General features: G+C 64.3%; 8 protein-coding genes. 2 read left to right on the forward strand and 6 right to left on the reverse strand.

What is annotated here, in order from left to right; all coding sequences use genetic code 11:
• The first annotated feature begins 10 nt into the window (after positions 1–10).
• Positions 11–2962, forward strand: coding sequence for a bifunctional [glutamine synthetase] adenylyltransferase/[glutamine synthetase]-adenylyl-L-tyrosine phosphorylase (locus WA950_RS04525; protein ID WP_424550483.1), 2952 nt, complete (start codon positions 11–13; stop codon positions 2960–2962).
• Between the two features lie 13 nt (positions 2963–2975).
• Here the strand turns inward: WA950_RS04525 and WA950_RS04530 are convergent, their stop codons facing one another.
• On the reverse strand, positions 2976–5324 hold the full coding sequence (locus WA950_RS04530) for a PAS domain-containing sensor histidine kinase (protein ID WP_424550484.1): 2349 nt from the start codon (positions 5322–5324) through the stop codon (positions 2976–2978).
• 254 nt (positions 5325–5578) lie between these two features.
• Complete coding sequence (gene pepN / locus WA950_RS04535) at positions 5579–8227, reverse strand: aminopeptidase N (protein WP_424550485.1); 2649 nt, start codon at positions 8225–8227, stop codon at positions 5579–5581.
• Positions 8228–8552: 325 nt separating this feature from the next.
• Between pepN and WA950_RS04540 the strand changes: the two genes are divergently transcribed.
• Positions 8553–9491, forward strand: coding sequence for a DMT family transporter (locus WA950_RS04540; protein WP_424550486.1), 939 nt, complete (start codon positions 8553–8555; stop codon positions 9489–9491).
• On the opposite strand, the gene WA950_RS04545 is transcribed toward WA950_RS04540, so the two are convergent.
• From WA950_RS04545 to WA950_RS04560, 4 genes are all read right to left on the reverse strand, one after another.
• Positions 9482–10768 (reverse strand): MFS transporter, encoded by a 1287-nt coding sequence (locus WA950_RS04545; protein WP_424550487.1) that lies wholly within the window; start codon positions 10766–10768, stop codon positions 9482–9484. The genes WA950_RS04540 and WA950_RS04545 overlap by 10 nt on opposite strands.
• A 254-nt stretch (positions 10769–11022) precedes the next feature.
• Positions 11023–11166, reverse strand: a complete 144-nt coding sequence (locus tag WA950_RS04550) for a hypothetical protein (protein WP_424550488.1) — start codon at positions 11164–11166, stop codon at positions 11023–11025.
• Between the two features lie 52 nt (positions 11167–11218).
• A complete protein-coding gene (locus tag WA950_RS04555; protein ID WP_424550489.1) occupies positions 11219–11395 on the reverse strand; it encodes a hypothetical protein in 177 nt (58 codons plus the stop codon).
• A 210-nt stretch (positions 11396–11605) separates the two neighbouring features.
• On the reverse strand, positions 11606–12466 hold the full coding sequence (locus WA950_RS04560) for a uracil-DNA glycosylase family protein (protein ID WP_424550490.1): 861 nt from the start codon (positions 12464–12466) through the stop codon (positions 11606–11608).
• Between the last annotated feature and the right edge of the window lie 11 nt (positions 12467–12477).

Genomic DNA, 12477 nt, shown 5'->3' on the forward strand with positions numbered 1-12477 from the left:
AGGAGACATCATGGGCGTGACGGAAACGACGCGGTTTTCCGATCTTTCGATTTCACCGATCCGGCCCCTGAGCCAGACGGAAGTCAAATCGGTCCTGTCCGATCTCAAGGATTGGGCGAAAGAACACCCCGCCATCGCGGGGCTTCTTAGCGGCGAGGGACCGCTGAAGGATTTCATCGTCGCGGCCTTCACCCTCTCGCCCTATCTGCGCGATACCGCCCGCATCGATCCTCGCCTTCTCGTCCGCGTGCTGGAAGAGCCGATCCTGCCGGCCATCGAGGCGGCCATAGGCCGTGCCCGCGCGGCGTGGCAGCCGGAGGGCGGCGAGGTGACGGAAGCCGTGCTGATGACCCGGCTGCGTGTCGCCAAGCGCGAGGTCGCCTTCTTCACGGCGCTTGCCGACCTTGCCCGCATCTTCGATGCCCGCCGCACCACCGCGCTCCTGACGGACCTTGCCACCGCCGCCACCTCGGCCGCCATCGACCACCTCCTGCTCTCGGCGCATGAAAGCGGCAAGCTGACGCTGCCCGATCCTGCCCGTCCGAGCGAGAAGTCCGGCCTCATCGTGCTCGGCATGGGCAAGCTCGGCGCCTCGGAGCTCAACTATTCCTCCGACATCGACCTCGTCGTCTTCTTCGATCCGATGGCCAATGTCGCGGCCGATCCGAGTGAAGCGGTCGAGACGTTCTCGCGCCTCGTGCGCCGGCTGATCCGCATCATGCAGGAGCGCACGGCGGACGGCTACGTCTTCCGCACGGACCTGCGCCTGAGGCCCGATCCCGGCGCGACACCGCTCGCCATCTCCTTCGATTCCGCGATGCTCTACTACGAGGGCAGGGGACAGAACTGGGAGCGCGCCGCCTTCATCAAGGCCAAGCCGATTGCCGGCGACCTCCAGGCGGGGGAAGCCTTCCTCAAGGGACTGGTCCCCTTCGTCTTCCGCAAATATCTCGACTATGCGGCGATCGCCGACATCCATTCGATCAAGCGGCAGATCCATGTGCACAAGGGGCATGGCGAGATCGCGGTCAAGGGCCACAACGTCAAGCTCGGACGGGGGGGCATTCGCGAGATCGAGTTCTTCGTGCAGACCCAGCAACTGATCGCCGGCGGGCGCGTGCCGGCGCTGCGCCTGCGCGCCACCGAGCCGATGCTGGCGGAACTGGCCAAGGCCAACTGGATCGACGCGACGACCGCGGAGGAACTGACCGGCGCCTACTGGTTCCTGCGAGATGTCGAGCATCGCGTCCAGATGGTGCGCGACGAGCAGAGCCATGTGCTGCCGGACACCGAAAGCGAATTGAAGCGCATCGCCTTCATGATGGGTTTTCAGGACACCGCGGCTTTCTCCGCAAGGCTCGTCGAAGTGCTGAAGACCGTCGAGCGGCGCTATGCGGCGCTTTTCGAGCAGGAGGCGAAGCTTTCCTCCGAGACAGGCAATCTCGTCTTCACCGGGCAGAAGGACGATCCTGATACGCTGGAGACGCTGAAGCGCCTCGGCTTCGAGCGTCCCTCCGATATTTCCCGCACCATCCGTACCTGGCACTATGGCCGCTACCGCGCCACGCAGTCCGTCGAGGCGCGCGAGCGTCTGACGGAGCTGACGCCGCAACTGCTGCGCGTCTTCGGCGAAAGCAAGCGGGCGGATGAGGCGCTGCTGCGCTTCGACAATTTCATTTCCGGCCTGCCGGCGGGCATCCAGCTGTTCTCGCTGCTCGGCAACAATCCGGCGCTGCTTTCCCTCATCGTCAACATCATGTCCTCCGCGCCGCGGCTCGCCGAGGTGATCGCGGCCAAGCCGCATGTCTTCGACGGCATGCTGGATCCGGGCCTCCTTGCCGAACTGCCGACCCGCGCCTACCTTGCCGCCCGCATCGAGGGCTTCGTTTCCGGCGCGCGGCACTACGAGGAGATTCTCGACCGCCTGCGCATCATCGCCGCCGAGCAGCGCTTCCTCATAGGCATCCGCCTCTTGACCGGGGCGATCAACGGCAAGCAGGCCGGGCGCGCCCAGACCCATGTCGCCGATCTCATCGTCGCGGCGGCACTGAAGGCGGTGCTCGACGAGATCGAGGCGGCGCACGGCAAGTTCCCCGGCGGGCGCGTGGCGCTGGTCGGCATGGGCAAGCTCGGCAGTTTCGAGCTGACCGCCGGCTCGGACATCGACCTGATCCTGCTCTACGACCACGACAGCGACGCCCTCGAATCGGATGGGGCGAAGCCGCTGGACAATGTGAAATACTTCACCCGCATCACCCAGCGGCTGATCTCCGCGCTTTCCGCGCCGACGGCCGAGGGTGTGCTCTACGAGGTCGACATGCGGCTTCGGCCTTCCGGCAACAAGGGGCCGGTGGCAACGCGCATCACCTCGTTTGCCAAGTACCAGGAAGAGGAAGCCTGGACCTGGGAGCACATGGCGCTGACCCGTGCGCGCGTCCTGTGCGGCGACGAGAGCCTTGTGGGGCAGGCGCAGGAGATCTTCCGGACGGTGCTTGGTCGCAAGCGCGACACGGCCAAGGTCGCGAAGGATGTCGCGGAAATGCGCGCGCTGATCGACCAGGAAAAGCCGGCCAAGGATATCTGGGACCTGAAGCACATCGCGGGCGGCCTGATCGATATCGAGTTCATCACCCAGTTCCTGGCGCTCATCGCACCGGCGCGGGGTGCGGCGCAGCCGGAAAAGGTGCTGCCGACGGGCGATGCGCTGGCGGTGCTCGGCGAAGCGATGATGGATCCGAACGATCTCGATGCCGTACAGGCGGCGCTGTCGCTCTACACGGAGATTTCGCAGATCGTGCGCCTCTGCGTCGATGGCGGTTTCGATCCGAAGGAAGCGCCGGCCGGGCTCATCGATCTCGTCTGCCGCGCCGGGGACTGCCCGGATGTGCGCACGCTCGAAGCGGAAGTCCGCCGCCTTTCAAAGTCCGTGCGCAAAATTTTCCAGGCGACGGTCAAGGCCTGACCGTCGCTTCGTCTCATGCCGCCGCCAGATGCAGCGTCGCCAGACGCTCGCGGTCGGGAATGCGCACCGAGATGATCGTGCCCTTGCCCTCGATCGAGTGGATGCGCATGGCGCCGCCGTGCAGATGGGCGAGCGAGCGGGAGATGGCGAGCCCGAGGCCGGAACCGCCCTTGCTTTTGGCGTACTGGCTCTGCACCTGCTCGAAGGGCTGGCCGATCTTCTGGAGCGCGGATTTCGGGATGCCGATGCCGGTATCGGCGATCGTCAGGGTGATCGCGCCGTCCACCCTTCTCGCGCGCACCTTCACCTTGCCGCCGGCATTGGTGAACTTCATGGCGTTCGACAGGAGGTTCAGCAGGATCTGCTTCATGGCGCGCCGGTCGGCGACGGCGAGCAGGCTGCCGGGGCAGGTCTGCTGCACCTCGATGTTCTTCTTCTCCGCCTGCAGCATGGTCAGGCGCATCGTCTCCTCGATCAGCGGTGCGAGGTCGATTGTCTCGCAGCTGATGCGCATGTGCCCGGCCTCGATCTTCGACATGTCGAGGATATCGCTGATGACGTTGAGCAGGTGCTTGCCGCTCTCATGGATGTCGCGGGAATATTCCCGATACTTGTCCGAGCCGATCGGGCCGAACATCTGGTTCTGCAGGATCTCGGAAAAGCCGAGAATGGCGTTGAGCGGCGTGCGCAGCTCATGGGACATGTTGGCGAGGAATTCAGACTTGGCGCGATTGGCCGCCTCGGCGCGGTCCTTTTCCGCCTGGTAATTGGCATTGGCGAGGGAAAGCTCCGACTTCTGCCGCTCCAGCTTGGCGCGGGAGGCCGAAAGGTCGCCGATGGTCGCCATCAGGCGGCGTTCGGATTCGCGCAGGCGCACCTGATGGCGCTTCATCATGGTGATGTCGGTGCCGACGGACACGAGGCCGCCGTCGCGGGTGCGCCGCTCGTTGATCTGCAGCCAGCGTTCGTCGGCAAGCTGCACTTCGCTCGTATGGGCTGCGCCGGTGCCGTCCGCATCCGCGATGCGCCGCTCGATGACCGGGCGGGCAGCGGCGGTATGCACCGTCGCGCGCTCGGTGCCGGGCACCAGAACGTCGTCGGGAAGGCCGTAGGCTTGCTGGTAGTGCGCGTTGCACATGACGAGCCGGTCGTTCTTGTCCCACAGCACGAAGGCCTCGGAGGTGCATTCGATGGCGTCGGCCAGCCGCTGGTCGGCTTCCTGATAGCGCTGGGCGAGCCGGTGCTGCTCGGTGACGTCCATGGCGATGCCGATCATGTGCATGCGCCCGGACGCCATGCGGATGAGCTGGGCGCGGGCGCGCAGCCAGACATAGTGTCCATCGGCATGGCGCATGCGGAACACCTGGTCCACCTGCTTGGCCTCGCCGCGGGCAACCGCGCGGGCAACCTGGTAGATGCCGTCATCGTCCGGGTGCATCAGCCGGGCCGCGTCCCCGAAGGACAGCACGCTGTCGCGCGCCGGCATGCCGAGCATTTCATACATGGAGCGCGACCAGAACAGCCGGCGGTTCACAAGGTCGAAGTCCCAAAGGCCGCAACGGCCGCGGGCGAGCGCCGTTTCCACGCGCAGGTTGGATTCCGCGAAGATCGCGTCGGCATCGCGCGCACGCTTGGACTGGATGTAGTAGGCGTAGAGAATGACGAGCAGGATCGCCGAAATGCCGGCGAACAGCGTGACGTTGAGCGCCACTTCGTCGCGCCAGAACATGGCAAGCTGCCCGAGCGGATTGGCGACGACGATGAAGCCCCCCTTGCGCGGCATCTGCACGAGCGAGGCGTAGTATTCCTCGCCGCCGATATGGGTGCGGAAAACGCTGGTTGGATCGCCGAAATACTGCGCGGCCGCAAGCTCGGGTGAAAACCGCGCGAGGGACTGGCCGACATAGCTCGCCGCCGCCAGCGAGGCGCCGAACACGCGCCCCTTTTCCTCGACGAAGAGAATGATGCCGCCGGGCTGCATGCGGTCCTGCGGCAGGTGCACGGACAGGGCCGCTTCCGCCGCCATGCGGTCGGATTTGACAAGGCTCTCGGCCATCGGGCCGGAGAAGACGGCGCCGACGGCCATCGCCGTCAGCGAGGTCGTGTCGCGCACGCCCGTATCCATCCGGTCGTGCTCGATCAGGATGCCGACCATCCGGGAAATCGCCACGACAAACAGGAATGCGATGATCAGGATCGGTATCGACCGTTTCAGCACGGGCTCAGCCCGTGTCAGGTGCCGTGCGGCAGGCCCGGCGAAAATCTTCGCCTGTCCCGTCCGTTCATCTTCCCAGGCCGCCATTCCCGGAAATCTGAGACGAGTCCACCCGCCGGCTGCGCGTCCTCGTTGCGCGTCCGCCATAATCATAAACCTTGTAAACCTCTCGTGATTCGGCGCGCCGCTCGCCCGAATCTGCCCTAATGAATCAATTGTGATTCGGCTTGTCCATAGGAAAAGGTAAAAGTTTATTAACCATTTATTATGGTTGGAATTTCGTACTTGCCGGAAAGGATTCGGCGTCGTGAAAACGCCACTGTGGCGCGTCCGGGCAGCCGATACTCGCGCATCGGCTGCCATCGGGCGAATGTAAAGCGTTTGACGTTTGCCGAACGGCCTCAGCCCTTCAGCATGCGCTCCACGATGTCAGACACGTCGGAGGAGAGCTTTTCGCCCGCAGCAATGGTGCACAGGGCGTTGCGGGCGTGGTCGGAGCGGACCTCCTCCAGCGCCCGCCACGAGCGCATGGAGGTGAGGATGCGGGCGGCAAGCTGCGGGTTCTTCGGATCGATCTCCAGGATCTGTTTGGCGAGGAACCGGTAGCCTTCGCCGTCCACCCGGTTGAAGCCGGTCGGGTTGGAGAAGGCGAAGGTGCCGATAAGGGCGCGCACCCGGTTCGGGTTCGACCTGATGAAGTACGGGCTTTCCATCAGCGCCTTGACGCGCGCCAGTGCGCCGTCGCCCGGAATGGTCGACTGGATGGAGAGCCACTTGTCGATGACCAGCGCATTGTCGGCAAAGCGGGCGCGGAAGGCTTCCAGCGCGTTTGCCGTCTCCAGTGCATCCGGGAAGCGGTGGGCAAGGACGGTCAGTGCCGCGCTGAGGTCCGTCATGTTGTCGGCGGCGGCGAATGCCTCGGCCGCATGGGCCGGGGTGCCGTCGGACACGGCGAGGTAGGCGAGGGCCGCATTGCGCAGCGCCCGGTGGCCGGCGCTTGCCGCATCCGGCGTGAAGGCGCCTTCGATGCGATGGCTGGCGAACAGCGCGGCAAAGACTGCGGGATCGCTGTTTGCAACGAAGGCGAGCACGGCTTCGCGGCCGGCGCGGATGGCGTCCGGATCGTTGTTGCTGCCGAGTTCGCGGGCAATATCGGATTCGGACGGCAGCGCCAGAGCCTGCGCCCGGAAGGCGGGCTCGAGCGTCTCGTCGCGGGCAATGGCGATCAGCGTGTCGGCAAGAACCGGGTTGGTTTCGATCGGCTCGCCGGCGCGTGCCTTGCGCGCAGCCTCGACGAGACTCGGAAGCGCAAGGTCGTTCAGGGCCTGCCAGCGGGCGAAGAGGTCGCTGTCATGGCGTGCAATATGGGCGAGATCGGCGGAGGACTGCTCGAAATGCACGTTGACCGGCGCGGAGAAGCCCCGGTTGAGCGAGACGACCGGGCGCGAGGCTATGCCCGCGAAGGTCACCGTCTGGCGGCGCTGCTTGAGATGCAGCACGTCGCCGGTCACTTCCGCGCCGTTGACGGCGCTCGCAATTGCTTCGCTGCCGTCGGCAAGCAGCAGGCCGAAGGACAGCGGAATGTGCATCGGATCCTTGACGCCCTGGCCGGGTGTCGGCGGGATCACCTGTTCCAGCGAGAGCGTGAATTCGCGCTTGCCCTGGTCATAGCTCGACGAGATGCTGACGAGCGGCGTGCCGGCCTGATGATACCAGAGCGAGAACTGGGTGAGATCGACGCCGTTTGCCTCCTCGAAGCATTTGACGAAATCCTCGATCGTCGCGGCGTCCCCGTCGTGACGCTGGAAATAGAGGTCCATGCCCTTCTTGAAGCCGTCGCGGCCGAGGATGGTCGCGATCATGCGCGTCACCTCGGAACCCTTCTCATAGACGGTCGTCGTGTAGAAGTTGTTGATTTCGCGGTATTTCGTCGGGCGCACCGGATGGGCCAGCGGCCCGGCATCCTCGGGGAACTGTTCCGACTTCAGGTGCCGCACCTCGGCGATGCGCTTGACGGCGCGCGAGCGCTGGTCGGCGGAGAATTCGTGATCGCGATAGACCGTCAGGCCTTCCTTCAGGCACAGCTGGAACCAGTCGCGGCAGGTGACGCGGTTGCCGGTCCAGTTGTGGAAATATTCGTGGGCGATGATCGCCTCGATATTCGCATAGTCCTGGTCGGTCGCCGTATCCGGGTCGGCCAGCACGTATTTGTCGTTGAAGACGTTGAGCCCCTTGTTCTCCATGGCGCCCATGTTGAAGTCGGAGACGGCGACGATCATGAAGATGTCGAGATCGTATTCGCAGCCGAATACCTCTTCGTCCCATTTCATTGAGCGTTTCAGCGCGTCCATCGCATAGGCCGCGCGCGGCTCCTTGCCGTGCTCGACATAGATTTTCAACGCCACCTCGCGGCCGGACATCGTCGTGAAGGTGTCTTCCACCACGCCGAGATCGCCGGCAACCAGCGCAAAGAGGTAGGAGGGCTTGGGATGCGGATCGAACCAGGCGGCGAAGTGCTTGCCTTCGCCATAACCCGCGCCGCCAAGGAAATTGCCGTTGGAAAGCAGGAGCGGGCAGCTCGCCTTATCGGCGATGATATTGACCGTGTAGACGGCGAGCACGTCCGGCCGGTCGGGGAAATAGGTGATGCGGCGGAAGCCTTCGGCCTCGCACTGGGTGCTATAGATGCCGTTGGTGCGATAGAGGCCCATCAGCTGCGTGTTGGCCTCGGGATTGATCAGCGTGGTGATCGTGATCTCGAAGGGCTCCGTCGCCGGCAGGTCGCGGATTGTCAGGCTGTCGGGCGTCGCGTCGTAGCGGGCGGGGTCCATTTCGATCTGGTCGAAGAGAAGGCCGGCCACCGTGAGTTCGTCGCCGTCGAGAACGAGCGGCGAGGCAAGGTCGGCGCCTTCGCGGCGGTGGAAAATCAACCGGGCTTCGACCTTGGTTTCCGTCGGGTCCAGTTCGAAGGTCAGGTCGACACGCTCGAGAACGAAGTCAGTCTGGCGATAGTCCGCCAGGTGGATGATCTGGCCGTTCTCTGTCCGCATGGATATGTCCTGCCTGTTGCCGTCCGCTCCCGTATCACCGTGCATGACGATACGATCCGTCGGGACGGTCTGCCCCCAAGTTCCCTAAATAGATATGCTTATTGACTTAACATCTCATTTCCAGCGGCCTGGCCAAACTACAAAATCGTGCCATGCCGGCACAGGCCGTATCCGGGAAAGTTCGATCAATATTATCCGCGATGCATCACCAGAATTGATCGCATCGGGCAGGCAATCCCGCTAGACTTGCAGGCGTCTGAATCGGTTCTCCGGTCTTCCTCAACGCCTTGTGCCATGGCCAGCCGGCTGGTGGCGAGTTTTCCGCATGGACTTGCATTCTCCCAATCCCATGAAAGGGATTTTCCTCAAGGTCGCATCGGTCGTGATCTTCCTATGCATGTCGGCGCTGATCAAGGCGGCCGGCAAGGAGATTCCGGCGGGGCAGATCACCTTCCTGCGCTCCGCCTTCGCCATGGTGCCGATCCTCGTCTTCCTTGGCCTCAAGGGCCAGTTGCGCGATGCCTTCCGCACCAACGACATCTTCGGCCATTTCAAGCGCGGTTTCATCGGCATCCTTTCCATGGGCTTCGGCTTCTACGGCCTCATACACCTGCCGCTGCCCGAATCGATCGCGCTCGGCTACGCCCTGCCGCTCATCACGGTGATCGTCGCTGCGGTCGTTCTCAAGGAGCGGGTGGGCGCCTACCGTTGGTCTGCGGTGCTGGTGGGGCTGGTCGGCGTTGCCGTCATCAGCTGGCCGCGCCTCACGCTCATGCGCACCGGGGGGCTGGGCTCGTCGGAGGCGATGGGGGTGCTGGCCATGCTGGCCTTCGCCGTGCTCGGCTCCTGCGCCATGGTGCTAGTGCGCAAGCTGGTGCAGACCGAGCGCACGTCGACCATCGTGCTCTATTTCTCGCTGTTCGCGTCCATCTTCTCGCTCGGCACGCTACCGTTCGGCTGGATCGACCTCGGCTGGCCGGGGCTGCTCATGATGGTGCTGGCGGGGTTCTGCGGCGGCATCGCCCAGCTCCTGCTGACATCGAGCTATCGCTACGCTGATGTCTCGACCATCGCGCCGTTCGAATACACATCGATCGTGCTTGGCCTCATCGTCGGCTACTTCCTGTTCGACGATGTCCCGACGGGCACCATGCTAACCGGCACGGCCATCGTCATCAGCGCCGGCATCTTCGTCATCTTCCGCGAGCATCAGCTCGAACTGAAGCGCCGCGCCGAGCTCAAGCACCAGATGCATCAGGGCTGACGCCATTCCGGCGAGGTCGTGTCGTAGACGAGTTCCTCGGCAATGGTCTCCGGCTGAAGCGCCGCGGCGGCGGCATCCGCACCGAGCGGCTGCACGGACATCGCCTGATAATCCGTCTTGCTGACAAGGCCGTCGGCGTCTTCGCGCCGGCTGATGCGCCAGGCGGCATAGGCGCCGTAGAGCACGAAATAGACCGCGAGCACCACGAACAGCGAGCCTGGGCCGAAGCGGTCCATGATCGGGCCGACCATCAGCGGCCCGGAAATCGTGCCGAACCCGTAGACGATCATCATGCCCGAGGAGACCTCGACATACTCGTCGGGCTGCGCGCGGTCGTTGGCATGCGCCACGTTCAGTGCGTAGATCGGGAAAATGACCGAGCCGACGAAGGCCGCGGCGATATAGAGCAGCACCGGCGGCCCGCCCGCGACCAAAGCCATGACGAGGCAGGAAATCGTGCCGACAATGCCGCAGGCGACCATGACGAGGCGTCGGTCCATGCGGTCCGAGGCGCGGCCGATCGGGATCTGCGAAAGGACGCTGCCGAGCAGCACGCAGGCAAGCAACGTTGCGCCTTCGGCGGTCGAAAGGCCGGTGCGCTGGGTGAAGACGCCGCCAAGGTTCATCCAGGCGCCGGACAGCGCGCCTGCAAGGAAGGCGCCGACGACGGCGACGGGCGAGCGCCGGTAGAGCTTCGGCACGTTGAAGCGGGCCTGAGTCGGCGATGCCGGCAGCGGCGAGGAGGTCAGCGCCGTCGGCAGCAGGGCGATCGAGAAGATGATGCCGCACAGAATGAAGAGCGTGGTGTTGGTCGGATCGCCGAGCGGCACGAGATATTGCCCGGCGATCGTGCCGACCATCGTGGTGATGACGTAGATCGAGAAGATCGAGCCGCGGTTTTCGTTGGTCACGCGCTCGTTCAGCCAGCTTTCGATGATGAGGTAGCTGCCCGAAATGGCAAAGCCCGATATGGCGCGGAACAGCATCCAGGCGCGCCAGTCGACGACGAGGGCGCAGAGCAGGATGCCGACGGCCAGGAGCGTGATCAGCGCCACGAAGACCCGCACATGGCCGACGAGCAGCACGAATTTCGGCGTGACGATGCAGGAAAGCGTGAAGCCGATCGTATAGCCCGTCGCGATCATCGAGATCGTCTGGGTCGACCAGCCTTCGGCGACCGCACGCACCGGCACGACATAGCTTTGCAGACCGAACGCCACCATCATCAGGAGGGTGGACAGCATCAGGCTGAGGATGGACGCAAGGCTTGCCAGCATGGGGGCTCCGAAAAGGGGCGCGAAGGACGCATTCAGTTTCGGAGTGTCGCTCTATTGCGGTGCGCGCGCCCTGTCCACTGCGACAGCCTCTGGCGTAAACCAGAAACCTCGCCGGAAAGCGGGGGCATCGAGAATTCGAGGAAAGGTGGCGTTGAGCGGGCGTGCCGGGCGAAGGCCCGGCAAAACGAAAGGCGGCAAGCCGCCTTCCTCACAATCTAGAATGTAGCGCGGCGCAGGTCGGTCTCAAGCTTGCCTCAGTTGGGCAGGAAGGCCTTGAGCGGATCGCGGCGCTGCGCGGCATCGCGCGGCAGGGAAGCCAGCACGGAATATTCCCGGGCCGCGTTCACGGCGGCGCGGATATCGGAGATATCGGACATCAGCTTGCGGATATTGGCCATGGGGTGCTCCTGGGGTCAGTTGCGTTCGAAGGCGCAATGCGCCTCACACCGTTCAGCGGGTGATGAATTCGGAAAAGAGCTGAACGGGGCGGATGATGCGGGCAAAGCCGGCGGCCGTGAGTTGCTCGTTGGCCGGGGCTGCGATGCCGCTGAAGCCATAGCCGGTGCGCAGACCGGAGTGGCGGAGCGTTTCGAAGCTCGAATGGATGGGCCGAAAGCGGGCGGTCATTGTCGTTTCCTTAAAATCTGTCCTCCCGTCGTGATATATTGCGCCGCAGCATTGATTTTGCAATGCGACATTCCGCCCGGGCAGATATGTGCAATTCGCATGGCTGCTGAAGCATTTTGTTCATGCTTGAGGCAGAATCGCGACGACGTCGGAAGGCCGTGGACAGGGCGGCCGCTCAACGCATTGAAAAGATTGAAAGAGGCCTGTCCGCTAAAGGTCGAGCCCTGCACGAAATGCGAGCAGATCCTGCCAGGCAAGGCGCTTGCTGATCGGCGCGGTCATCAGGTCCTGTGGATGAAGCGTCGCAAAAGCCGGGACCATGCGGCCGGCAATATCGATTTCCCGCCATTCTCCGCGCAACTGATGGATCGTGTCGTTCGAGCGCAAAAGGAATCGCGCCGCGAAATTGCCGAGAATCAGCAGGTGCTCCGGCTCGGCCAGCGCGATCTGCTGCTCGATGAAGGGACGGCAGATATCGGCCTCGCGCTGCGATGGCGGGCGGTTGCCCGGCGGCCGCCACGGCACGACATTGGTCAGCAGGAGATCGGCGCGGGCAAGCCCGATACCGGCGAGCATGCGGTCGAGCATCGCGCCCTGCCGCCCGGAGAAGGGCTGGCCGTCGCGGTCGTCATCGGCATTCGGCATGGCGCCGATCACCATAATGGAGGGTTTCGCGTTGCCTTCGGCGAAGACGAGGCAGCGGGCGCTGGTCTTCAGGTTGCAGCCGTTGAAGGCTTCCATCGCCGTGCGTAGGTCATCGAGCGAGCGGGCGCTGCCTGCGGCAAATTCGGCTTCCGCCACGGCCTGGCTGTCGGGGATCGCCACATTCGGCATCGGGGCAGGGGCCACCGGTCGCGCTTGCTCCTGCCGTGCCGGCGCCTGGCGGCCGGACTGCTGCGGGGCAGGAGCGGTCTCCCGCGGTGGGGCAGCGCCGCGCGCCGCGCGCATCGCCTCGAATTCGGCGATGCGGTCGACCGCCTCTTCCTCCAGCAGCCATTCCACGCCGGCATCCGCATAAAAATGCAGGAGCGATCTCAGCTGTTCGGGGTGGAGGTCTCTGGCGGTGTTCATGGCCTCTACCT

Source organism: Shinella sp., from assembly GCF_049651085.1.
Classification (GTDB): domain Bacteria; phylum Pseudomonadota; class Alphaproteobacteria; order Rhizobiales; family Rhizobiaceae; genus Shinella.

Coding starts and splice junctions, on each gene's coding strand:
- WA950_RS04545 (WP_424550487.1), bottom strand. CDS start 10,768: ATGCTGGCAAGCCTTGCGTCCATCCTCAGCCTGATGCTGTCCACCCTC.
- WA950_RS04555 (WP_424550489.1), bottom strand. CDS start 11,395: ATGACCGCCCGCTTTCGGCCCATCCATTCGAGCTTCGAAACGCTCCGC.
- WA950_RS04560 (WP_424550490.1), bottom strand. CDS start 12,466: ATGAACACCGCCAGAGACCTCCACCCCGAACAGCTGAGATCGCTCCTG.
- WA950_RS04550 (WP_424550488.1), bottom strand. CDS start 11,166: ATGGCCAATATCCGCAAGCTGATGTCCGATATCTCCGATATCCGCGCC.
- WA950_RS04525 (WP_424550483.1), top strand. CDS start 11: ATGGGCGTGACGGAAACGACGCGGTTTTCCGATCTTTCGATTTCACCG.
- WA950_RS04540 (WP_424550486.1), top strand. CDS start 8,553: ATGGACTTGCATTCTCCCAATCCCATGAAAGGGATTTTCCTCAAGGTC.
- pepN (WP_424550485.1), bottom strand. CDS start 8,227: ATGCGGACAGAGAACGGCCAGATCATCCACCTGGCGGACTATCGCCAG.
- WA950_RS04530 (WP_424550484.1), bottom strand. CDS start 5,324: ATGGCGGACGCGCAACGAGGACGCGCAGCCGGCGGGTGGACTCGTCTC.